Origin of the sequence: Streptomyces sp. NBC_01497, assembly GCF_036250695.1 — a bacterium.
In the GTDB taxonomy this organism is placed as follows: domain Bacteria; phylum Actinomycetota; class Actinomycetes; order Streptomycetales; family Streptomycetaceae; genus Streptomyces.
Genome location: NZ_CP109427.1, coordinates 6,462,033 through 6,485,468, shown reverse-complemented (window position 1 = coordinate 6,485,468; position 23,436 = coordinate 6,462,033). Strand labels below are relative to the sequence as shown.

The window sequence follows — 23,436 nt, the reverse complement described above, 5'->3', positions numbered from 1 at the left end:
TCGGGGTGCCCGCCGGGCCGGGCGGGCCTGGCGGCTTGAGCGGGCGGGTGGGGCTGGTCGGGCCGGTGGGCGCCGGAGCCGGGCGCCGGGGTCAAGGACCGGCGCTTCATATCCGGCCCGCCTTGCGCTCCGTGATCAGCAGCCAGAGCAGGTAGAGGCCGCCGACCACGGCGGTGACCACACCGGCGGGCAGCTGGGTGCTGCCGAAGGCGTGCGTGGCCAGCAGGTCGGCGGCGCACAGCAGCACCGCGCCCATCGCCGCCGACGCGGCGAGGTTGGGGCCCGGCGCACGCGTGATCCTGCGGGCGAGCTGGGGCGCGCTGAGCGAGACGAAGGTGATGGGTCCCGCCGCCGCGGCCGAGGCGGCGACCAGCAGCACCGCGCACGCCATCAGCAGGATGCGGGTGCGCTGGACGGGCACACCGAGCGCGTACGCCGCGTCGTCGCCCATCTCCATCATCCGCAGCCGCCTGCCGTGCCCGAGGATCAGCGGGACGAGGACCGCGCTGATGGCGAGGAGCGGCCACACCTGACCCCAGTCGGAGCCGTCGAGGGTCCCCGTCATCCACAGCACGGCGCGGGTCGCGTCGACGATGTCGGCCTTGGTGATGAGGTACTGGGAGACGGCCGTGAGCATCGCGGCGACGCCGATGCCGACGAGGACGAGCCGGTAGCCGTGCACGCCCCGCCTCCACGCCAGCAGGTAGATGCCGGCGCCGGTGACGAGCCCGCCGACGACGGCGCCGGCCGCGGTCCCCGCGGCCCCGCCGTGGAAGAGGACGATCGCGGCGAGCGCGCCGACCGTGGCGCCCTGGCCGAACCCGATGACGTCGGGGCTGCCGAGCGGGTTGCGGGTGACGGACTGGAAGACCGCGCCGCCGATGCCCAGTGCGGCACCGACGAGCAGCCCGACGAGGGCGCGCGGCAGCCGGAGGTCCTGGACGATGAACTCCTGCGCGGTGGTGCCGCCACCGGTCAGGGTGCTCAGCACGGTGGCGGGCGACATCGGGTAGTCGCCGCTGCCGATGACGATCACCCCCGCGAGGAGTGCGGCGGCTGCCAGCAGCAGCAGGACGAGCGCGGCCCTGATCTCGACGCGCACGGACACGAGACCGCCCGGTGTGCGCAGGGCCCGAACCCCGCGAGGGCGAGGGGCGGATCCGGCCGGGTCCGGCCCGGAGGCGTCCCGTGAGGAGGACGGGGTGGGAACGGGCCCGGTCACAGCTTCACCATCTTCCTGCGCCGTACGAGATAGATGAAGACCGGCCCGCCGATCAGCGCGGTGACGATGCCCACCTGGACCTCGGAGGGCCGTGCCACGACCCGGCCGACGACGTCCGAGCCGAGCAGCAGGACGGGCGCGAGGACCGCCGCGTACGGCAGGATCCAGCGCATGTCCGGCCCGGTGATACCGCGCACCAGGTGAGGCACCATCAGGCCGACGAAGACGATCGGGCCGCAGGCGGCGGTCGCCGCGCCGCACAGCAGCGTCACGGCCGCCATCGCGAGGACGCGGGTACGGGTGAGGTGGGCGCCGAGCGCGCGGGCGGTGTCGTCACCCATCTCCATGGCGTTGAGCGGCCGCGCGATCAGCAGGGAGAGCACGGTCCCGGCGGCGATGAACGGCCACATCTTCCGGATGGTCGACATGTCGGCGGAGGCGAGCGACCCGACCGTCCAGAACCGGATCTGGTCGAGGGCCGCGGTGTTGAGCAGCTGCACCGCGTTGACGTACCCGTAGAGCGCCGCGCTGGCCGCCGTACCGGCGAGAGCGAGCCGTACGGGTGTCGCGCTGCGGCTGCCGCCCAGCACGTACACGGCGGCGGAGACGACGGCGGCGCCCAGGAACGCGAACCACACGTACCCGGTGAAGGAGTTGACGCCGAGGAAGCTGATGGCCGAGACGACGGCCGCGGCCGCGCCCGCGTTGACCCCGAGCAGACCGGGCTCGGCGAGGGGGTTGCGGGTGAGCGCCTGCATCACCGCACCCGCGAGACCGAGCGCGACGCCCGCGAGCAGGCCGAGCACCGTGCGCGGGACGCGGACCTCGCTGACGATGATGTCGTTGCGACCGCCGGTGGACGCGAACAATCCATGCCAGACATCGCCGATCGGCATGGATTTGGCGCCGACGGCGACACTCGCGACGCACACGGCCGCCAGCAGGACGACGGCGGCGGCCAGACCCGCGCCGCGCACCGCCCGCCGTCCGCGGGGCGGCGCGGCGGCGACCGGCGCACCACTCTGTTCTGGGGGGCTCTCGACCAACACGAAGGTTAGGCTAGCCTATCCTGTTGTCCGTCTCGACGGGGTGTGTACGCCGGAGTCCGGCACGCGGGCCCCCGCGGCACCCTCCCCGCCCTCTGCCCGCTCACCCACGATCCACCGCACCGCCCCGCACGGCAGAACCTGCCGCGGCGAGGGGCACAGCCGCCCGCAGGCACACACCGCCTACTGACCCAGCCGCTCCAGCGCCTTGGCCGGGTCGAGGTCGCAGGCGCCGTCGCCCGCGTGGGTCCAGGCCGCGGCGCACAGCGCGCGCAGCCCGTCCATCGCCTCGCGGTCGCGATCCTGACCGGCCCGCCCGTCCGTCCCGCCCGTAGCGTCACCGTCCCCGCGCTCGTCCTCCCCGCCGTCGTCGTCGAGGACGAGCGCGCCGGCGCTCACCGAGGCCGTCCACCGGCCGCACCGGAACGCGCCGTCCTGCGCGTCGACGACCTCGGGCTGCCCGGTCAGCAGGCCCCGCAGGTCCGCGTCCACATACGTCGGACGGTGCCGGGGCTCCGCCGCCAGGAGCTTTCGGGCGTCCGTCACGCCGGTCAGGACCAGCAGGGAGTCCACGTCACCGTTGAACGCGCCCTCGATGTCGGTGTCCAGCCGGTCCCCCACCACGAGCGGCCGACGCGCGCCGGTCCGCAGGACGGTCTCCCGGTGCATCGGCGGCAGCGGCTTGCCCGCGACCTGCGGCTCGGCCCCCGTGGCGATCCGTACGACCTCCACGGCCGCGCCGTTGCCCGGCACGATGCCGCGCGGGCTCGGAATGGTCAGATCCGTGTTGGAGGCGAACCACGGCGCTCCGGCGTTGATCGCCGCGCACGCCTCCCAGAAACGCCGCCACACCATGTCGGGACCGCCGTAGCCCTGCGCCACCGCGGCCGGGCCGTCCTGCGCGGAGTCCACCGGGACGAGACCCCGCTCGCGCAGCGCGAGCCGCAACCCCTCGCCGCCGATCACCAGCACCTTCGAGCCCTCGGGCAACTGGTCCGCGATCAGCCGGGCCACGGCCTGCGCGGAGGTGATCACGTCCTCGGCCCCGGCGGGCACACCGAGCTCCGTCAGGTGCTCCGCGACGGCCTCCGGCGGCCTCAGCGCGTTGTTGGTGACGTACGCGAGCCGCATGCCCGTCCCGCGCGCCGCCGCGAGCGCGTCCACGGCGTGCTCCACCGCGTCACCGCCCGTGTACACGACTCCGTCCAGGTCGAGCAGCGCCGTGTCGTACGCCGCGCTCAGGGCGGTCGCGCTGCCGCCGGGCCTGGTCCTGTTCCGCTGACTCATCGCTCGTACTCCTTGCTCCGGCTGCTCACCCGATCATCGCTCATGGCCCCCGCGCACATACGATGCACTGATGAACATGACAGGTCCGGGCGGGAAGGGGCTGCGGCTCACGGCGTTCCGGGGCGTGCGCTACGTCCCCGGGCTGGTGACCGGCCTGTCCGCCGTGACCTCACCGCCGTACGACGTCGTGGTACGCCCCGACGGGCTGCACCACCTGGAGTCGGCGGATCCGCACAACATCGTCCGGCTGATCCTCCCTCAGGGACCCACCCCCGCGAGCCGGCACCGGCAGGCCGCGCGGACCCTGGAACGCTGGCTCGCCGACGGCGTGCTCGCCGCGGACCCCGAACCGGCGCTGTACGTCTACGAGCAGTACGGCGACGGCATCCTCCAGCGCGGAGTGATCGGGGCCCTCGCCCTGTCCCCGCCGGCGGACGGCGTGGTGCTCCCCCACGAGGACGTGATGGACGACATCGTCGAGGACCGCGCCGACCTCATGCGGACCACGGCGACCAATCTGGAACCGCTGCTGCTCACCTACCAGGGCGAGGACGCCGACGAGACCGCGGCCGTCCTCGACCGTGTTCGGGAGCGCGCCCCGCTGCTCGCGACGACCACGGAGGACGGCTTCGCGCACCGGCTGTGGTCGGTCACCGACCCCGCCGAGCAGGCCGCGATCAGCCACGGTCTCGCACGCCACCAGGCGCTGATCGCCGACGGGCACCACCGCTGGGCGACGTACCTGCGGCTGCGCGAGGAGCACGAGGGCGCGGGACCCTGGGCCTACGGTCTCGTGCTGCTGGTGGACACGGCACGCTATCCACTGCGCGTACGGGCGATCCACCGTCTGCTGCACGGCCTGCCGGTGGCGACGGCGGTGGCGGCGCTCGACGGTGTCTGCCGGGTACGCACGCTCCCCGGCACACTGCCCGAGGCCCTGGAGGCCCTGGCCGCGGCGACGGCGGAGGGCAACGCCTTCCTGCTCGCGGGCGACGGTCGTTTCCACCTCGCCGATCACCCGGACCCCGCTCTGCTGGCCCGCACGGTGCGCTCCGACCGCCCGCAGGCCTGGCGGCGGCTGGACGCGACGGTGCTGCACAGCGCCCTGCTGGACACGGTGTGGCGGGTGCCGGACGCGCCGGACCACATCTCCTACATCCACGACACGGAGGCCGCCGTCCGCAAGGCGGAGCAGGACGGGGGCACGGCGGTCCTGCTGCACCCGGTACGCGAGGAGGTCGTGCGGGAGCTGGCGCGGCAGGGCGTGACGATGCCGCGCAAGTCCACGTCGTTCGGCCCGAAGCCGGCGACCGGTCTGGTGCTGCGCACACTCGATCCGGCCTGAGCCGGCAGCCCGGCCGGCAGTGTCCGGCCCGCCGCAGTGTCCGGCCTGTACGAGCCGGAAACGACTGAGGGGCCCGCGCGGCGACAGCACGCGGGCCCCTCAGTCGTTCGTTACTTCCTCACCTGTTTCGCCGAAGCGACGGTTCAGTCGTCCTGGCCCGCGTTCCGCGTCGCCCGGGGAGAAGCACTGCCCTCGGCGCCGGTGGGCGCGTCGGCATCCGCATCGTCGTCGGCGTCGTCGGCGTCGGCGTCGTCGGCCGCTGCGGGCTCGTCGTCGTCATCGTCATCAACGTCGTCGGCGTCGTCGTCCAGTACGGGCTCGTCGTCGGCGTCAGCGACGTCCGCCACGGCCTCGGCGTCGGTCTCCGGCTCGGGGCGGGCTCCGGCCGGCGCGTCCTGCCGGTCGTCGTCCTCCTCGGCAGCGGCATCGTCCCGGCCCTCGGGGCTCTCGTCGTCGCTGTCCTCGTCCTCCATGGCATCCACGAACTCGATGCCGTCGAGCGCGGCCAGGCGGTCGGAGGCGTCCGTGCTGCCGTCCTTGTCCGCCTCGATGGCCCGGGCGAACCACTCCCGCGCCTCGTCCTCCCGGCCGGCCGCGAGCAGTGCGTCGGCGTAGGCGTAGCGCAGCCGCGCGGTCCACGGATGGACGGCGTGGGACGCGAGTTCGGGGCTCTGCAGGGTCACGATCGCGGCGTCGAGCTGGTCCATGTCCCGGCGCGCACCCGCGGCCACGAGCCGCATCTCGACCTGGCCCGCCTTGTCCAGCTTCTGCACCTCGGGCTCGCCGGCCATCGCGAGCGCGCGCTCGGGCCTGCCGAGCCCCCGCTCGCAGTCGGCCATCACGGGCCACAGGTCCACATTGCCGGTCATCCGCCGGGCCGCCCGGAACTCGGCCAGTGCCTCGGAGTACTTCTGCGTCGCGTACGCCGCGAAGCCGGCCGCCTCACGTACGGCGGCGACACGGGACGCGAGCCGCAGCGCGACGCGGGAGTAGGCGTAGGCCTGCTCGGGGTCCTCGTCGATGAGCTGGGCGACCATCACGAGGTTGCGGGCGACATCGTCGGCAAGGGTCTTGGGCAGGCTCATCAGCTCCTGCCGCACGTCCTTGTCGATCTCCTCGCCGGTCACCTCGGGCGGGATCGGCAGGCGCCTCACGGGCTCCCGGTCACGGTCACGGTCGTCACGCTGCCCGTAGCCGCCGTCACGGCGGTCGTCCCGCCGGTCGTCACGGCGGTACCCGCCGCGGTCACGGTCGTCGCGTCCGCCGCGGAAACCGCCCCTGTCGCCACGGTCGCCGTCGTCACGCCTGGCGTACCCACCGCCACCGGCGGGACGCCCGCCCCCGTCACGGTCGTCACGGCGAGCGAAACCGCCAGTGGGGCGGCCACCGCGGTCGTCCTCGCGACGCGGGCCACGGGGCCTGTCGTCACGCCGGTCGCCACCGCGGTCGTCACGGCGCGGGGCCGGACGGTCGTCACGGCGGAACGACGGGCGGTCGCCACCACGGTCATCACGGCCGCCACGGAAACCACCACTGTCGTCACGACGCGGAGCGGGACGGTCGTCGCGACGGAACGAGGGCCGGTCGCCACCACGGTCATCACGACGGGGGGCCGGACGGTCATCGCGACGGAAGGACGGGCGGTCGCCACCACGGTCATCACGACGGGGAGCGGGACGGTCATCACGGCGGAACGACGGGCGGTCGCCACCACGGTCATCACGGCCGCCACGGAAACCACCACTGTCGTCACGACGCGGAGCGGGACGGTCATCGCGACGGAACGAGGGACGGTCCCCACCACGATCGTCACGACGGGGAGCGGGACGGTCATCACGGCGGAACGACGGGCGGTCGCCACCACGGTCATCACGGCCGCCACGGAAACCACCACTGTCGTCACGACGCGGAGCGGGACGGTCATCGCGACGGAACGAGGGACGGTCCCCACCACGATCGTCACGACGGGGAGCCGGACGGTCATCACGACGGAACGAGGTACGGTCCCCGCCACGGTCATCACGGCCGCCACGGAAACCACCACTGTCGTCACGACGCGGGGCCGGACGGTCATCGCGACGGAACGAGGGCCGGTCCCCACCACGATCATCACGACGGGGAGCCGGACGGTCATCACGACGGAACGAGGTACGGTCCCCGCCACGGTCATCACGGCCGCCACGGAAACCACCACTGTCGTCACGACGGGGAGCGGGACGGTCATCGCGACGGAACGAGGGCCGGTCCCCACCACGATCATCACGACGGGGTGCCGGACGGTCATCACGACGGAACGAGGGACGGTCGCCACCACGGTCATCACGACGGGGTGCCGGACGGTCATCACGACGGAACGAGGGACGGTCCCCACCACGGTCATCACGACGCGGGGCCGGACGGTCATCACGACGGAATCCGCCACGGTCGCCGCCGCGATCACGGTCGTCACGACGCGCGAACCCGCCGGTACTGCTGCCACCGGCAGCAGGACGACCGCCACGGTCGTCGCGGTCACGTCCCGCGTAACCGCCGCCGCCACCGGGACGGCTCCCGCGGTCGTCGTTGCGGCGGGGCGCGGGCCGGTCGTCACGGCGGAATCCGCCGCGGTCGCCACCGCGGTCGTCGCGGCCACCACGGAACCCACCACGGTCGCCACCCCGGTCGTCACGGCGTGGAGCCGGCCGGTCGTCACGACGAGTGGAAGGCCGGTCGTCCCGACGCCCTCCGAAGCCGCTCCGGTTGTCACCACTGTCCCCGCGGCGCGGTTCGCGCTCAGGACGGTCGTCGGGGGCATTGGGGGACATCGGTAGGACTCCTGTCTTAGGGCACCGTCGTCGGTTCAGGTGCCACCATCAATCGTCGCGCAGTCGGCCGACCGATGCGCGGGTGTGTGCGTGTTGCGAAAATCGCAACAAAAAAGGACCCGTAGTCCAGCTTGAATGCTGGACCACGGGTCCCTGAAAGATTGTTCGGCAGCGACCTACTCTCCCACAGGGTCCCCCCTGCAGTACCATCGGCGCGGTAAGGCTTAGCTTCCGGGTTCGGAATGTGACCGGGCGTTTCCCCTACGCTATAACCACCGAAACCCTAATGGATCGGCGAACAAGCACTCTTTTCAATTGAGTACTGCGTGGTGCGTGGTGCGTTCACCGGCAGCGACTGTTCGCAATCCGGGAACTACACAGTGGACGCGAGCCTCTATGGACAAGCCCTCGGCCTATTAGTACCGGTCAACTCCACCAGTCACCTGGCTTCCATCTCCGGCCTATCAACCCAGTCGTCTACTGGGAGCCTTACCCCATCAAGTGGGTGGGAGTCCTCATCTCGAAGCAGGCTTCCCGCTTAGATGCTTTCAGCGGTTATCCCTCCCGAACGTAGCCAACCAGCCATGCCCTTGGCAGGACAACTGGCACACCAGAGGTTCGTCCGTCCCGGTCCTCTCGTACTAGGGACAGCCCTTCTCAAGACTCCTGCGCGCGCAGCGGATAGGGACCGAACTGTCTCACGACGTTCTAAACCCAGCTCGCGTACCGCTTTAATGGGCGAACAGCCCAACCCTTGGGACCGACTCCAGCCCCAGGATGCGACGAGCCGACATCGAGGTGCCAAACCATCCCGTCGATATGGACTCTTGGGGAAGATCAGCCTGTTATCCCCGGGGTACCTTTTATCCGTTGAGCGACGGCGCTTCCACAAGCCACCGCCGGATCACTAGTCCCGACTTTCGTCCCTGCTCGACCCGTCAGTCTCACAGTCAAGCTCCCTTGTGCACTTACACTCACCACCTGATTACCAACCAGGCTGAGGGAACCTTTGGGCGCCTCCGTTACCCTTTGGGAGGCAACCGCCCCAGTTAAACTACCCATCAGACACTGTCCCTGATCCGGATCACGGACCCAGGTTAGACATCCAGCACGACCAGAGTGGTATTTCAACAATGACTCCACCTGAACTGGCGTCCAAGCTTCACAGTCTCCCACCTATCCTACACAAGCCGAACCGAACACCAATATCAAACTATAGTAAAGGTCCCGGGGTCTTTCCGTCCTGCTGCGCGAAACGAGCATCTTTACTCGTACTGCAATTTCACCGGGCCTATGGTCGAGACAGTCGAGAAGTCGTTACGCCATTCGTGCAGGTCGGAACTTACCCGACAAGGAATTTCGCTACCTTAGGATGGTTATAGTTACCACCGCCGTTTACTGGCGCTTAAGTTCTCAGCTTCGCCACACCGAAATGTGACTAACCGGTCCCCTTAACGTTCCAGCACCGGGCAGGCGTCAGTCCGTATACATCGCCTTACGGCTTCGCACGGACCTGTGTTTTTAGTAAACAGTCGCTTCTCGCTGGTCTCTGCGGCCACCCCCAGCTCACTGTGCAAGACAGATCACCAAGAATGGCCCCCCTTCTCCCGAAGTTACGGGGGCATTTTGCCGAGTTCCTTAACCATAGTTCACCCGAACGCCTCGGTATTCTCTACCAGACCACCTGAGTCGGTTTAGGGTACGGGCCGCCATAAAACTCGCTAGAGGCTTTTCTCGACAGCATAGGATCATCCACTTCACCACAATCGGCTCGGCATCAGGTCTCAGACACATGCATGGCGGATTTACCTACCACACGTCCTACACCCTTACCCCGGGACAACCACCGCCCGGGATGGACTACCTTCCTGCGTCACCCCATCACTTACCTACTACCACCTTGGACCGGCGGCTCCACCACTCCCCTCAACTCCGAAGAGATCAGGGCGGCTTCACGGCCTTAGCATCAGAGGATTCGATACTGGACGCTCTACAGCGGGTACCGGAATATCAACCGGTTATCCATCGACTACGCCTGTCGGCCTCGCCTTAGGTCCCGACTTACCCTGGGCAGATCAGCTTGACCCAGGAACCCTTAGTCAATCGGCGCACACGTTTCTCACGTGTGAATCGCTACTCATGCCTGCATTCTCACTCGTGAACCGTCCACCACTGCCTTCCGGCGCGGCTTCACCCGGCACACGACGCTCCCCTACCCAACCCAGCACCCGTTGGGGCTATACGCTGGATTGACACGACTTCGGCGGTACGCTTGAGCCCCGCTACATTGTCGGCGCGGAATCACTAGACCAGTGAGCTATTACGCACTCTTTCAAGGGTGGCTGCTTCTAAGCCAACCTCCTGGTTGTCTCTGCGACTCCACATCCTTTCCCACTTAGCGCACGCTTAGGGGCCTTAGTCGATGCTCTGGGCTGTTTCCCTCTCGACCATGGAGCTTATCCCCCACAGTCTCACTGCCGTGCTCTCACTTACCGGCATTCGGAGTTTGGCTAAGGTCAGTAACCCGGTAAGGCCCATCGCCTATCCAGTGCTCTACCTCCGGTAAGAAACACACGACGCTGCACCTAAATGCATTTCGGGGAGAACCAGCTATCACGGAGTTTGATTGGCCTTTCACCCCTAACCACAGGTCATCCCCCAGGTTTTCAACCCTGGTGGGTTCGGTCCTCCACGACCTCTTACAGCCGCTTCAACCTGCCCATGGCTAGATCACTCCGCTTCGGGTCTTGAGCGCGCTACTAAATCGCCCTATTCGGACTCGCTTTCGCTACGGCTCCCCCACACGGGTTAACCTCGCAACACACCGCAAACTCGCAGGCTCATTCTTCAAAAGGCACGCAGTCACGACATGCAAGCAAGCTTGCATGCGACGCTCCCACGGCTTGTAGGCACACGGTTTCAGGTACTATTTCACTCCGCTCCCGCGGTACTTTTCACCATTCCCTCACGGTACTATCCGCTATCGGTCACCAGGGAATATTTAGGCTTAGCGGGTGGTCCCGCCAGATTCACACAGGATTTCTCGAGGCCCGTGCTACTTGGGAAATAAACAAACGAGCCGTACAGATTTCAGCTACGGGGGTCTTACCCTCTACGCCGGGCCTTTCGCATGCCCTTCGCCTATCCATACGGTTTCTGACTCGCCTCACTGCCGGCAGACAATGAAAGTCCACTCCCACGACCCCGCCCACGCAACCCCTGCCGGGTATCACACGTGAACGGTTTAGCCTGATCCAGTTTCGCTCGCCGCTACTCCCGGAATCACTATTGTTTTCTCTTCCTGAGGGTACTGAGATGTTTCACTTCCCCTCGTTCCCTCCACACACCCTATGAGTTCAGGTGCGGGTGACAGCCCATGACGACTGCCGGGTTTCCCCATTCGGACACCCCCGGATCAAAGCTCGGTTGACAGCTCCCCGGGGCCTATCGCGGCCTCCCACGTCCTTCATCGGTTCCTGGTACCAAGGCATCCACCGTGCGCCCTTAAAAACTTGGCCACAGATGCTCGCGTCCACTGTGCAGTTCTCAAACAACGACCAGCCACCCATCACCCCACCCAAACAGGCGAGTTCACTGGGGCCGGCAACCCGAAGGGCGAGCAACGCTCGCACCCTCAGACACCCAACAGCGTGCCCGACAAACCCAGCCCACCACCCACTGCTTTCCACGCCCCCGAAGGAGCAGTACTCACAGCAGCAGCCGACCGGCCCTGCCGAATAGTCAACGTTCCACCCTTGAGCAACCGGCACCAGACATTCGCTGATGAACCGGCCTCTGACCGGACCCCGAAGGACCCGGTAAGAAATGCTCCTTAGAAAGGAGGTGATCCAGCCGCACCTTCCGGTACGGCTACCTTGTTACGACTTCGTCCCAATCGCCAGTCCCACCTTCGACAGCTCCCTCCACAAGGGTTAGGCCACCGGCTTCGGGTGTTACCGACTTTCGTGACGTGACGGGCGGTGTGTACAAGGCCCGGGAACGTATTCACCGCAGCAATGCTGATCTGCGATTACTAGCGACTCCGACTTCATGGGGTCGAGTTGCAGACCCCAATCCGAACTGAGACCGGCTTTTTGAGATTCGCTCCACCTCGCGGTATCGCAGCTCATTGTACCGGCCATTGTAGCACGTGTGCAGCCCAAGACATAAGGGGCATGATGACTTGACGTCGTCCCCACCTTCCTCCGAGTTGACCCCGGCGGTCTCCCGTGAGTCCCCAGCACCACAAGGGCCTGCTGGCAACACGGGACAAGGGTTGCGCTCGTTGCGGGACTTAACCCAACATCTCACGACACGAGCTGACGACAGCCATGCACCACCTGTACACCGACCACAAGGGGGGCACCATCTCTGATGCTTTCCGGTGTATGTCAAGCCTTGGTAAGGTTCTTCGCGTTGCGTCGAATTAAGCCACATGCTCCGCCGCTTGTGCGGGCCCCCGTCAATTCCTTTGAGTTTTAGCCTTGCGGCCGTACTCCCCAGGCGGGGAACTTAATGCGTTAGCTGCGGCGCGGACCACGTGGAATGTGACCCACACCTAGTTCCCAACGTTTACGGCGTGGACTACCAGGGTATCTAATCCTGTTCGCTCCCCACGCTTTCGCTCCTCAGCGTCAGTAATGGCCCAGAGATCCGCCTTCGCCACCGGTGTTCCTCCTGATATCTGCGCATTTCACCGCTACACCAGGAATTCCGATCTCCCCTACCACACTCTAGTCTGCCCGTATCGAATGCAGACCCGGGGTTAAGCCCCGGGCTTTCACATCCGACGTGACAAACCGCCTACGAGCTCTTTACGCCCAATAATTCCGGACAACGCTTGCGCCCTACGTATTACCGCGGCTGCTGGCACGTAGTTAGCCGGCGCTTCTTCTGCAGGTACCGTCACTTTCGCTTCTTCCCTGCTGAAAGAGGTTTACAACCCGAAGGCCGTCATCCCTCACGCGGCGTCGCTGCATCAGGCTTTCGCCCATTGTGCAATATTCCCCACTGCTGCCTCCCGTAGGAGTCTGGGCCGTGTCTCAGTCCCAGTGTGGCCGGTCGCCCTCTCAGGCCGGCTACCCGTCGTCGCCTTGGTAGGCCATTACCCCACCAACTAGCTGATAGGCCGCGGGCTCATCCTGCACCGCCGGAGCTTTCCACGCACATCCCATGCAGGAGTGCGTCAATATCCGGTATTAGACCCCGTTTCCAGGGCTTGTCCCAGAGTGCAGGGCAGATTGCCCACGTGTTACTCACCCGTTCGCCACTAATCCACCCCGAAAGGCTTCATCGTTCGACTTGCATGTGTTAAGCACGCCGCCAGCGTTCGTCCTGAGCCAGGATCAAACTCTCCGTGAATGCTTTCCCCGTAAACGGGGTGACACCACTCGGAGCGGAACCACAGGAAGGAATAATCCCTGCGGTTCACAGCGTCCTCGCTGTGTTGTGTTACTTCAAAGGAACCTCGTCCACCGGAACCATCCGAAGATTCGGATCGCCCGGCATAATGGACGGGGTATCAACATATCTGGCGTTGACTTTTAGCACGCTGTTGAGTTCTCAAGGAACGGACGCTTCCTTTGGATTCCCTTCCGGGGCTCCTCCGGGCTTTCCCTTCGGTATTTCTTTGTCCTGCTGTGTTTCCGTCTCGCTGTCCTGCGTTTCCGACTCTATCAGACTCTGTTTCGTCCGATTCCCCGTCGGAAGGGGTCCTGCCTTTGTCTTTCCGGCCCTTTCGCTCGGCCGTTCCGACGTTCCAAACCTTAGCCGATTTCCCCGGCCGACTCATAATCGAGTCTTTGGATCGCAATTTCGGCATGCCGAAAGAGGCGCCCGTTGGGGATTCGTTTCAAAGGTTTCGAGGTTCAAAGATGGCCGCTCCCGGGTCTGCCGAACGGCAGCTGCCCCGTTTCAGCGGCTCGGACTACATTACGCGTCCGGGGTGCCCGGGTCAAGCCGCGTCAAGGGCGCCGCTTGCGGGGCGCATGGGCGCGGTACGGGCTGACCGTGGGGTCGCCGTCCGTCCAGAACCGCCACGGCTGGTGGGCTCCCCCTCCACCGACGCCCGTGCGGGGGCCGCTGCGTACCTGGTCGGCCGGGGTGGGGACACCCGCGAGCAGCGCGAGAGGGCTCGCCGTTCCCGCGCACAGGTCCGTGCCGTCCAGGGATCGGTCGATGGCGAGGGCGGTGGCCAAGCGGGCCGGTCCCTTGGCCAGTTCCCGGTCGTGGCGGGCCGAAAGCCGTCGCTTCCTCGCCGTCTCCTCGCCGCCGACGACCCGTCCCGCCCGCAGCAGGACACCGCTCGGCCGGCCCTCGGGTCCGCAGACCACGTTCACGCAGAACCACATGCCATAGGTGAAGTACACATAGGCGTAGCCCGGCGGGCCGAACATGACCGCGTTGCGGGCCGTGGGCCCGCGGAAGGCGTGCGACCCCGGGTCGTTGCCGCCGTCGTACGCCTCCACCTCGGTCAGGCGGAGCGTGACGGTGCCGCCGGCGGTGCGGGCCTGAAGGGTCCGGCCGAGCAGCTGGGGCGCGACGTCGAGCACCGGGCGGTCGAAGAAGTCCCGCGGCAGTGGCGTACGGTCGTCGTTTTCGATCATGACCATGGCCCACGAGCCTACCGGCGTCATCCGTACGGCCCTCGCTTGCGGCGCTCCAGGAACCGTCCGCGGGGCCCGCGCGTATGTAGGGGTCGTAAGGACCCGTACCGCGCAACACGAAGAGGGAGTGCAGATGGGCTTCAAGAGGCTGCTCGCCAGCATGGGGGCCGGCGGGGCTTCGGTGGAGACGGAACTGTTCGAGTCCAATGTGGTGCCGGGCGGGGTGGTCTCCGGCGAGGTGCGTGTCCAGGGCGGATCCGTGAGCCAGGAGATCCAGGGGCTCACCGTCGGGCTGCAGGCGCGTGTCGAGGTCGAGGGCCACGACGACCAGGAGTACAAGCAGAACATCGACTTCGCGACGGAGCGCATCGGCGGCGCCTTCGAGGTGCGGGCCGGGGCGGTGCACACGGTGCCGTTCGGTCTGGAGATCCCGTGGGAGACGCCGCTCACCACGATCGACGGCCAGGACCTGCGCGGTATGCACATCGGGGTGACGACGGGGCTGCAGATCGCGCGTGCGGTCGACTCGGGTGACCTGGACCCGGTGCACGTGCACCCGCTGCCCGCGCAGCAGGCGATCCTGGATGCCTTCATCCAGCTGGGCTTCCGCTTCAAGGCGGCGGACATGGAGCGGGGCCACCTCCGCGGGACGCGTCAGCGGCTGCCCTTCTACCAGGAGATCGAGTTCCACTCCCCCCAGCAGTACCGGGGGCTGAACGAGGTCGAGCTGACCTTCGTCGCGGACGACCGCGAGATGGACGTCGTGATGGAGATGGACAAGAAGGACGGCCTGTTCAGCGAGGGGCACGACACGTACCGCTCCTTCGCCGTGGGGCTCGACGGCTTCGCTTCGACGGACTGGCCGGCGTACCTGCACGCGTGGCTCGCCGAGGTGGGCGGTCGCCGCAACTGGTTCTGAGTACGGGACTAGGCTCGGCGCGTAGAGAAGTACAAAATCGAACTACTGATGACACGGAGGTTCCGGCATGGCCGAAGGACAGAGGGCCCCGCTCCCCCACGACTTCCACCCGCAGGTGCCCTCGTTCAGCGTGACCAGCGACGATGTCTCGCCGGGCGCGACGCTGAAGGACGCGCAGGTCTACGCGGCGGGCAACACGTCCCCGTCCCTGCGCTGGGAGGGCTTTCCGGCGGAGACCAAGAGTTTCGCCGTGACGTGTTTCGACCCGGACGCGCCGACGGGCAGCGGTTTCTGGCACTGGGTGCTGTTCGACATCCCGGCGTCGGTGACGGAGCTGCCCGCGGGTGCGGGCAGTGGATCCTTCAAGGGTCTGCCGGAAGGGGCCGTGCAGGCACGCAACGACTACGGGACGAAGGACTTCGGCGGCGCGGCGCCGCCGGCCGGTGACCCCGCGCACCGCTACGTGTTCACGGTGTACGCGGTGGACACGGAGAAGCTGGGACCCGACAGCGACGGCTCCCCGGCCTTCGTCGGGTTCAATCTGCGCTTCCACACGCTGGGCCGTGGACAGCTGATCGGCGCGTACGCGGAGCCGTCCGGGAGCTGACCGTTTGCCCGTTGTTTGCCCTGCCCTGGTCTATCGGTGATCGGGGCGGGGCATTTTTATTGTGTTGTCCACCCCGGCGCGCCCGGCCAGAGTTGATCCGAGCCGAATGGCCCGTCGGACAAGGCTGGGCCGGCAACACGGGAGGTGGGCGGGATGCGGGACACGCTGGTGCTCAACGCGAGCTTCGAACCTCTGTCGACGGTGACTCTCCACCGCGCGATCGTCCTGGTGCTCACGGACAAGGCCGTGGTCGAGCAGGCGCACCCCGCTCTGCGCGTGCGCGCGGCCGCGATGGAGCTGCCGGTGCCGAGGGTGATCCGGCTGTGCCGCTACGTACGCGTGCCGTTTCGAAGACAGGCACCGTGGTCGAGACGAGGGGTGCTGGTGCGTGACCAGCACCGGTGCGCGTACTGCGACCGGCGGGCGTCGACGGTGGACCACGTCACTCCGCGCTCACGCGGGGGCGCGGACAGCTGGGTGAACACGGTGGCGTCCTGCGCCGAGTGCAACCACCGCAAGGCGGACCGTACGCCGGAGCAGGCGGGGATGCCGCTGCTGCGGGGCCCGTTCATACCGTCGCCCGCCGAGGCGATGCTGCTGTCGCTGCGGTCGGGTGAGCGCTCCGAGCTGCCGGAGTGGCTGGCCGGCGTCCCCGTGGGGGTGGGCGCCGCGTAACAGCGTGGACGTCCCTGTCGTGTGAAGCCCGTTCCCGAAACTCTTCCGGGGGCGGGCTTCGCTCCGTTCAGCGCAGGAGGAGCTGGACGATCGCGGCGACGCCGACGACGAGGATGACGGCGCGCAGCGCGGTGGGGGGCAGGCGGCGGCCGATCCTGGCGCCGAGCTGGCCGCCGATGGTGGAGCCGAGGGCGATGAGGCCGACGGCCGTCCAGTCGAAGTGGGCGGCGAAGAGGAAGAACAGCGCCGCGACCGAGTTGACGATCGTCGCGAGGACGTTCTTCACGGCGTTGAGGCGCTGCATCCTGTCGTCGAGCAGCATGCCCATCAGGGACATGTACAGGATCCCCTGGGCGGCGGTGAAGTAGCCGCCGTAGACGCTGGCGAGCAGCAGCGCCCCGATCAGGACGGGGCCGCCGTCGCGGACGGCGCTGTCGGTGGCGTCCGTGCCGCGGCGGGCCCGGCGGCGCTGGACGAGGACGGAGATCCGGGGCTGGAGGACGACGAGGACGAGCGCGAGAGCGACGAGGACCGGCACGATCGTCTCGAACGCGGTGGACGGCAGGGCCAGCAGCAGTACGGCGCCGGTGAACCCGCCGACGAGTGCCGCCGCGCCGAGGCGCAGGACGCGGCGGCGCTGGCCCGCGAGTTCGGCGCGGTAGCCGAGCGCGCCGCTGAGGGTGCCGGGCACCAGGCCGAGGGCGTTGGAGACGGTGGCGGTGACCGGCGGGAGGCCCACGGCGAGCAGGACCGGGAACGTGACCAGGGTGCCCGAGCCGACGACGGTGTTGATCGCGCCCGCCCAGACGCCCGCGAAGAGGACGGCCAGCATGTCCCAGATGCTCATGGTCTCCGTTCGTGCTCGGACGCCCGCGGGCCGGCGCGTGGGCCGGGTCCGCGGGCGGTGTCTCAGCCGAGCGACTTGCCTCCGGCGTCGGGGCTGCCGCCCTGTCCGGGTACGTTCGCCGCGCCCTGCTGCGCGCTCTTGTCACTGTTGTCGAAGCCGGGAACGCCCGGGCCCAGGTTCCCGAAGGCGCCGCTGAGGCCCTTGAGGGCGTCGCCGATCTCGCTGGGCACGATCCAGAGCTTGTTGGCGTCGCCCTCGGCGATCTTCGGCAGCATCTGGAGGTACTGGTACGACAGCAGCTTCTGGTCGGCGTCGCCCGCGTGGATCGACTCGAAGACCGTACGGATCGCCTGTGCCTCGCCTTCGGCGCGCAGCGCGGCGGCCTTGGCCTCGCCCTCGGCGCGCAGGATCGCCGACTGCTTCTCGCCCTCGGCGGTCAGGATCTGCGACTGCCGGATGCCTTCGGCGGTCAGGATCGCGGCGCGCTTGTCACGGTCGGCGCGCATCTGCTTCTCCATCGAGTCCTGGATGGAGGTGGGCGGTTCGATGGCCTTGAGTTCGACGCGGTTGACGCGGATGCCCCACTTGCCGGTGGCCTCGTCGAGTACGCCGCGCAGCGCCGCGTTGATCTCCTCGCGGGAGGTCAGCGTCCGTTCGAGGTCCATGCCGCCGATGATGTTGCGGAGCGTGGTGACGGTGAGCTGCTCGATCGCCTGGATGTAGCTGGCGACCTCGTACGTGGCGGCCCGTGCGTCGGTCACCTGGTAGTAGATGACGGTGTCGATGTTGACGACCAGGTTGTCCTGCGTGATGACGGGCTGCGGCGGGAACGGCACGACCTGCTCACGGAGGTCGATGCGGTTGCGGATCGAGTCGATGAACGGGACGACGATGTTCAGCCCCGCGTTGAGGGTGCGCGTGTAGCGGCCGAAGCGTTCGACGATGGCCGCGCTGGCCTGGGGAATGACCTGGATCGTCTTGATCAGGGCGATGAAGACAAGCACCACCAGAATGATCAGGACGATGATGATTGCTGCCATCGTGTTCCTTGGGCCCTTCGCTGACGGATAGTCCGATGATCGAGTTTCCCATGACCGTGCGTGTGCCGGGGGGGAGTTCACGCAGGTTGGCCGGGGTCGGTGGGGTGGACCGCGCGTCACGCGCGGGTCGCCCCGGTCACATGATGACCGCTGTGGCGCCGTCGATCTCGACCACGTCCACCTCCTGCCCCGGTTCGAACGTCTGCTCCTTGTCCAGGGCCCGCGCGGACCAGGTCTCCCCGGCGAGCTTGATACGGCCGCCGCGCCGGTCGACCCGTTCCAGCACGAGGGCCTGACGGCCTCTCAGCGCGTCCACTCCCGTACGCAGTTCGGGCCGCTGCCTGCCGTGGCGGGTGGCGATGGGCCGTACGACGGCGATGAGCGCGACGGAGACGACGGCGAACACGACGACCTGGAGGACGATTCCGCCGCCGAGTGCCGCGGTGACGGCGCCTGCGACGGCGCCCGCGGACAGCATGCCGAACTCGGGCATCGCGGTGATGACGAGCGGGATACCGAGCCCGACCGCCGCTACCAGCCACCACACCCATGCGTCGATGTCCACGACGTCATGGTAGGTCGGCGGTTCATGGTCCGGACAGGGTGAATATCAGGTCACTTGACGGGCGTTGGGGCCCGGAGCGGACGGAGGACGGCCCTCGGGCGGCCGCCGGGGCCGCGGCGGGCTCCGCCATCGGGCCGCGGGAGCGCGGAACAGGAGCGCGCGCCGGGCAGCGCCCGGCCCGGGTCCGGTGCCGTGGGGCCGTGTCGGCGACGAGCGCCGCGGACGGCATCCTCCCCGGTGGGAGGGCCGGCGCCGGGAGGAAGCCCGGTATGCCGGTTACTTGAGGGGCAGGCCCGTCGCCGTCCAGCGCTGGCCGTTGCGCTCGACGACGAGCGGCAGGCCGAAGCAGAGGGAGAGGTTGCGGGAGCTCAGCTCGGTCTCCATGGGGCCCGCGGCGAGCACCTTGCCCTGGCGGATCATCAGGACGTGGGTGAAGCCGGGCGCGATCTCCTCGACATGGTGCGTGACCATGATCATGGAGGGGGCGAGCGGGTCCCGGGCGAGCCTGCCGAGCCTGCGGACGAGGTCCTCGCGGCCGCCGAGGTCGAGGCCGGCCGCCGGTTCGTCGAGGAGCAGCAGTTCGGGGTCGGTCATCATGGCGCGGGCGATGAGGGTGCGCTTGCGCTCGCCCTCGGAGAGGGTACCGAACCTGCGGTCGAGGTACTCGGTCATGCCGAGCCGGTCGAGGAAGGCGAGAGCGCGGTCCTTGTCGACCTCCTCGTAGTCCTCGTTCCAGGTGGCGGTCATGCCGTACGCGGCGGTCAGCACCGTCTGGAGGACCGTCTGGCGCTTGGGGAGCTTCTCGGCCATGGCGACGCCCGCGACGCCGATGCGGGGGCGCAGGTCGAACACGTCGACCCGGCCGAGCTCCTCGCCGAGGATCTTGACGCTGCCGGTGCTCGGGAAGAGGTAGCTGGAGGCGACGTTGAGCAGGGTGGTCTTGCCCGCGCCGTTGGGACCGAGGATGACCCAGCGCTCACCCTCCTTGATCGACCAGGAGACGTCGTCCACCAGAGCGCGTCCGTCGCGGACAACGGACACGTCCACCAGATCCAGTACATCGCTCATGAGTGCGCTGTCTCCCCATGCAATCGTCGTGAGCTCCAGGGTGCGCCTGCGGGCGCAGCTCCAGGGCAAAACCTACGCCACCGGGGAGATGCTCCGGCTGTGAGGGCCGTTTCCGCAGGGCCCGTAGGCTGGAGCGCATGCATGTCGAACCACGCTCGGGACGGCTGGCCTCGTGGGGGAACGCCCTGTTGGCCGGATTCGCATCGCCGGACGACGCGGCGCTCGCCGTCGTCGGCGACGACGCGACGCATCGCGTCGAGGGGCTGCCGGGCGAGCCGGGGCCGGTGGGGCTGACGCTGGCCCTGGGCCGGCTGCGCTCGCTCGGGGTGAGCGGCTACCGGGTCGCGCTGCCCGCGCCGGGCCACCCGCTGGGGCTGAGCGGTCCGCCGGAGTTCAACGCGCGGGCGCTGGAGGCGGAGGAGGCCGTGGTCGCCGTCGGGGCGCCGTACGGGCTGGTGCCGGAGGTCACATCGGTGGGGCCCGACGGGGACGAGCACGTCGAGGTCGTCTGGCACGCCCTGCCGGTGCGGGAGGCGCCGCCCGCTGACGTCCCGTCGCTGGGCGAGGCCGAGCGGGAACTCGCGGAGGCGCTGCGGGACGCGACGGAGGTCCTGTCGCGGCTCGATGTGGCGGCGTCGGGGCCCGTCGCGGAGGCGGCGCTGGACGCGTACCGCTCGCGGGCGTCACGCAACACGTCGCTGCTGGCACCGGGGTATCCGGCACGGGCGGCGCGGGTGCTGGAACTGGCGCGGCGGGTGGGGCTGATGGTGTCGCTCGCGTACGAGAGCGGGGACGGGGCGGCGGTCAGCGCGTCGGCGATCGCGGCGCGGGTTTCGGCGCTGCGGCCGGTGGAGCGGGTGGCACGGCGGGCTCAGGTCGCGGCGTACAACGCGTACGTGGAGGAGCGGGAGCGCCGGTAGGGCGCCGACGGGAATGCCCTCCAGGGCCGGGTGGGGAGCTCTGGAGGGCGGGTCCGCGGCGTCCTGCGTCCCGCGCCGGCGGCCGTGAGGGGGCCTGCCGGGGCGTGGGCGCGGGGTGGGTCAGTAGTTGACGCCGTGGTTGCCGAAGGCCGGGTTCAGGAGGCCGATCACGTTGACCGTGTTGCCGACCACGTTGACCGGGACGTCGACCGGCACCTGGATCAGGTTGCCGGAGCCGACGCCCGGGGAGTGGACGGCCTCGCCCGAAGCCTGGGCGTGGGTGGCCGGCGCGTGGGCGCCCGTGTCGCACGCGGACGCCGCACCGGCGCCCGCCGCGACGATGCCACCGGCGATCATGGTGAGCGCGGCCGCCCTCTTCAGGTTCTTCATTTCGGGTTTCCTCCTCGTACGTCCGCGGCGCTGCGCCGCGGCACGCAAGGAGAACGCCCGCCCGGTCGTACGGATACGCCGAGTGGGTGACATACACCCGACAGTATGAATCTCGGATCAGCGGGTGACGCCGTTCCGGACCGCCCAGAGGGCAGCCTGCGTACGGTCCGCGAGGTCCAGCTTCATCAGGATGTTCGAGACGTGGGTCTTGACGGTCTTCTCCGAGAGCACCAGGGCGCGGGCGATCTCGCGGTTCGAGCGGCCGTCCGCGATCAGCGCGAGCACCTCCCGCTCCCGGTCCGTCAGGGACGTGCCCCTCCCCTGGCCGCTCGCCTGGTCGTCCTGGGCGAGCAGCGCCTGGGCGACCTCCGGCTGCAGCAGTACGTGCCCGGCGTGCACGGAGCGGATCGCGTCGGCGAGCGCCTCGGGGTCGATGTCCTTGTACACGTAGCCGGAGGCGCCGGCGCGCAGCGCGGGGACGACGGTGCGCTGCTCCGTGAAGCTCGTGACGATGAGCACCTTCGCCGGGTTGTCCTGCTCCCGCAGTTTGCGCAGCGCCTCGATACCGTCCGTACCCGGCATCTTGATGTCCATCAGGACCACGTCGGGACGGAGTTCCTCGGTGCGCGCGACGCCCTCGGCGCCGTCGCCCGCCTCACCGACGACCTCGATGTCGTCCTGGATCTCCAGGAAGGTGCGCAGACCACGCCGTACGACCTGGTGGTCGTCGACGAGCAGCACACGGATCGGGTCAGCCACCGGGCACCTCCATGGTGATCGTGGTGCCCGCTCCGGGCGCCGACGTGACGATGAGTCTGCCGCCCACACCGCTCGCGCGGTCCCGCATGGAGACCAGGCCGAGATGGCGGCCCGCCCGGCGGACCGCGGACGGTTCGAAGCCCTTGCCGTCGTCCTTGACGCGCAGGACCGCGCCCGCCCCGCGGCGGCCGAGGACGACGCCGACGTGGTGCGCGCCGGAGTGGCGCAGCGCGTTGTGCAGCGCCTCCTGCGCGACCCTCAGCACCGCCTCCTCCTGTGCGGCCGGGAGCGCCTTCAGGTAGGGGGCGTCCAGGGTCACGCGTGCGGAGTGCGCACGGTCGAGGACCTTGATCTGCGTACGCAGTGTGTGGACGAGGCCGTCCTCCGCGAGGGCCGCGGGACGCAGCTCGACCACGGCGGCGCCGAGCTCGTCGGCCGCCTCCGCGGCGAGCGCCGCGACCTGCTGGAGCTCGTCCTTGGCGCGGGCCGGGTCACGGTCGACGAGTTTCGCCGCGGCCTGCGCCGTGAGCCGCAGCGAGAACAGCTTCTGGCTGACGGCGTCGTGCAGCTCGTGCGCGAGCCGCGAGCGCTCCTCGGTGATGGTGAGCTCGCGGCTGCGCTCGTACAGGCGGGCGTTGGTCAGGGCGATCGCCGCGTGCTGCGCGAGGATCGACAGCAGTTCCTCGTCCTCGGCGGTGAAGCCGCAGACCTTGGTGCCGTCGGAGCGGCGCCCGGGGCAGCGCTTGTTGGCGAGGAACAGTGCGGCGAGCGTCTCGTCGCCGTCCCTGACCGGCAGTCCGAGGAAGTCGGAGAGTTCCGGATGGGTGCGCGGCCAGCCGCCGAAGCGGGGGTCCTTGCGCACGTCGGCGAGGCGTTCGGTCTTCTCGTCGTGGAGCATCGCCGCGAGGATCCCGTGCTGGCGGGGCAGCGGGCCGATGGCCTTCCACTGCTCGTCGCTCACGCCGTCCACGACGAACTGCGCGAAGCCGCCGTGGTCGTCGGGGACGCCGAGCGCCGCGTACTCCGCGTCGAGCAGTTCCCTGGCGGAGGCGACGATCGTCTTCAGGACGTCCCGCACCTCCAGGTGCCTGCTCATGGCGAGCAGCGCGGTGCTCACGGCGGCGAGGCCGGAGCCCGTGGATCCCGTGGTGGGCGTCATGTCCTCACCGTACCGGCGGGGCGCCCCCGCGCGTATCGGCCGCGGGACCCGGGTGCGGGGGTCCTGCGGCCTAGGCCCAAATGCCCTGGGGGGCGGGCCCTCGGGACCGAGGTGGCGGACCTTCGTCCCTTCCTACCGTGGCGGCATCGGCACGGGTCCCTCGCCACGGCGGCGGACC

Annotated in this window: 17 protein-coding genes, 3 rRNA genes and 1 pseudogene; 5 read left to right on the top strand and 16 right to left on the bottom strand. The window is 68.8% G+C overall.

Translation table 11 applies throughout. The features are described from left to right. Positions 1–106 precede the first annotated feature (106 nt). From OG310_RS27370 to OG310_RS27360, 3 genes are all read right to left on the bottom strand, one after another. Positions 107–1,102 (bottom strand): FecCD family ABC transporter permease, encoded by a 996-nt coding sequence (locus tag OG310_RS27370; RefSeq protein ID WP_443078738.1) that lies wholly within the window; start codon positions 1,100–1,102, stop codon positions 107–109. Positions 1,103–1,218: 116 nt separating this feature from the next. Beyond that, the gene (locus tag OG310_RS27365; protein WP_329458519.1) at positions 1,219–2,271 is read right to left on the bottom strand and encodes a FecCD family ABC transporter permease; all 1,053 of its coding nucleotides are present in this window, start codon (positions 2,269–2,271) and stop codon (positions 1,219–1,221) included. A gap of 180 nt (positions 2,272–2,451) precedes the next feature. Next, on the bottom strand, positions 2,452–3,555 hold the full coding sequence (locus OG310_RS27360; protein WP_329458518.1) for an HAD hydrolase-like protein: 1,104 nt from the start codon (positions 3,553–3,555) through the stop codon (positions 2,452–2,454). Positions 3,556–3,625: 70 nt separating this feature from the next. Between OG310_RS27360 and OG310_RS27355 the strand changes: the two genes are divergently transcribed. Beyond that, positions 3,626–4,900 carry a DUF1015 domain-containing protein gene (locus tag OG310_RS27355; protein WP_329458517.1) on the top strand — a complete coding sequence of 425 codons (1,275 nt, stop codon included), beginning with the start codon at positions 3,626–3,628 and terminating at the stop codon, positions 4,898–4,900. 143 nt (positions 4,901–5,043) lie between these two features. On the opposite strand, the gene OG310_RS27350 is transcribed toward OG310_RS27355, so the two are convergent. The 6 genes and pseudogenes from OG310_RS27350 to OG310_RS27325 form a co-directional block, all read right to left on the bottom strand. Further along, positions 5,044–6,054, bottom strand: coding sequence for a tetratricopeptide repeat protein (locus OG310_RS27350; RefSeq protein WP_329460410.1), 1,011 nt, complete (start codon positions 6,052–6,054; stop codon positions 5,044–5,046). A gap of 591 nt (positions 6,055–6,645) precedes the next feature. After that, positions 6,646–7,431 (bottom strand): annotated as a pseudogene (locus OG310_RS27345) (tetratricopeptide repeat protein); the annotation flags it as partial. A gap of 436 nt (positions 7,432–7,867) precedes the next feature. Continuing rightward, positions 7,868–7,984: ribosomal RNA gene (rrf, locus tag OG310_RS27340) — 5S ribosomal RNA — on the bottom strand. Positions 7,985–8,100: 116 nt separating this feature from the next. After that, positions 8,101–11,222 (bottom strand): 23S ribosomal RNA (locus OG310_RS27335). A 318-nt stretch (positions 11,223–11,540) separates the two neighbouring features. After that, a 16S ribosomal RNA gene (locus OG310_RS27330) occupies positions 11,541–13,065 on the bottom strand. Together the 16S, 23S and 5S rRNA genes form the textbook arrangement of a ribosomal RNA operon. 602 nt (positions 13,066–13,667) lie before the next feature. Continuing rightward, the gene (locus OG310_RS27325) at positions 13,668–14,309 is read right to left on the bottom strand and encodes a DNA-3-methyladenine glycosylase (protein ID WP_329460409.1); all 642 of its coding nucleotides are present in this window, start codon (positions 14,307–14,309) and stop codon (positions 13,668–13,670) included. A 133-nt stretch (positions 14,310–14,442) separates the two neighbouring features. Between OG310_RS27325 and OG310_RS27320 the strand changes: the two genes are divergently transcribed. The 3 genes from OG310_RS27320 to OG310_RS27310 all read left to right on the top strand — a co-directional run bounded on the left by OG310_RS27320 (position 14,443) and on the right by OG310_RS27310 (position 16,510). Continuing rightward, positions 14,443–15,228, top strand: coding sequence for a sporulation protein (locus OG310_RS27320; RefSeq protein WP_329458516.1), 786 nt, complete (start codon positions 14,443–14,445; stop codon positions 15,226–15,228). A gap of 67 nt (positions 15,229–15,295) precedes the next feature. Continuing rightward, positions 15,296–15,835, top strand: coding sequence for a YbhB/YbcL family Raf kinase inhibitor-like protein (locus OG310_RS27315; RefSeq protein ID WP_329458515.1), 540 nt, complete (start codon positions 15,296–15,298; stop codon positions 15,833–15,835). 153 nt (positions 15,836–15,988) lie between these two features. Continuing rightward, positions 15,989–16,510 (top strand): HNH endonuclease, encoded by a 522-nt coding sequence (locus tag OG310_RS27310; RefSeq protein ID WP_329458514.1) that lies wholly within the window; start codon positions 15,989–15,991, stop codon positions 16,508–16,510. A 67-nt stretch (positions 16,511–16,577) separates the two neighbouring features. Here OG310_RS27310 and OG310_RS27305 read toward each other — a convergent pair whose 3' ends face one another. From OG310_RS27305 to OG310_RS27290, 4 genes are all read right to left on the bottom strand, one after another. Next, complete coding sequence (locus tag OG310_RS27305; RefSeq protein ID WP_329458513.1) at positions 16,578–17,357, bottom strand: sulfite exporter TauE/SafE family protein; 780 nt, start codon at positions 17,355–17,357, stop codon at positions 16,578–16,580. 62 nt (positions 17,358–17,419) lie between these two features. After that, positions 17,420–18,397 (bottom strand): SPFH domain-containing protein, encoded by a 978-nt coding sequence (locus OG310_RS27300; RefSeq protein ID WP_329458512.1) that lies wholly within the window; start codon positions 18,395–18,397, stop codon positions 17,420–17,422. A 136-nt stretch (positions 18,398–18,533) separates the two neighbouring features. Further along, complete coding sequence (locus tag OG310_RS27295; protein ID WP_329458511.1) at positions 18,534–18,962, bottom strand: NfeD family protein; 429 nt, start codon at positions 18,960–18,962, stop codon at positions 18,534–18,536. Between the two features lie 276 nt (positions 18,963–19,238). Next, complete coding sequence (locus OG310_RS27290; RefSeq protein ID WP_329458510.1) at positions 19,239–20,030, bottom strand: ABC transporter ATP-binding protein; 792 nt, start codon at positions 20,028–20,030, stop codon at positions 19,239–19,241. Between the two features lie 137 nt (positions 20,031–20,167). On the opposite strand from OG310_RS27290, the gene OG310_RS27285 reads away from it, so the two are divergent. After that, positions 20,168–20,950 carry a hypothetical protein gene (locus tag OG310_RS27285; RefSeq protein WP_329458509.1) on the top strand — a complete coding sequence of 261 codons (783 nt, stop codon included), beginning with the start codon at positions 20,168–20,170 and terminating at the stop codon, positions 20,948–20,950. Between the two features lie 120 nt (positions 20,951–21,070). Here OG310_RS27285 and OG310_RS27280 read toward each other — a convergent pair whose 3' ends face one another. From OG310_RS27280 to OG310_RS27270, 3 genes are all read right to left on the bottom strand, one after another. Further along, positions 21,071–21,340, bottom strand: a complete 270-nt coding sequence (locus OG310_RS27280; protein ID WP_329458508.1) for a chaplin — start codon at positions 21,338–21,340, stop codon at positions 21,071–21,073. A 117-nt stretch (positions 21,341–21,457) separates the two neighbouring features. Then, positions 21,458–22,099, bottom strand: a complete 642-nt coding sequence (locus OG310_RS27275; RefSeq protein ID WP_329458507.1) for a response regulator transcription factor — start codon at positions 22,097–22,099, stop codon at positions 21,458–21,460. Then, positions 22,092–23,258, bottom strand: a complete 1,167-nt coding sequence (locus tag OG310_RS27270) for a GAF domain-containing sensor histidine kinase (RefSeq protein ID WP_329458506.1) — start codon at positions 23,256–23,258, stop codon at positions 22,092–22,094. Before OG310_RS27270 ends, OG310_RS27275 begins: the two co-directional genes overlap by 8 nt. Positions 23,259–23,436: the final 178 nt, after the last annotated feature.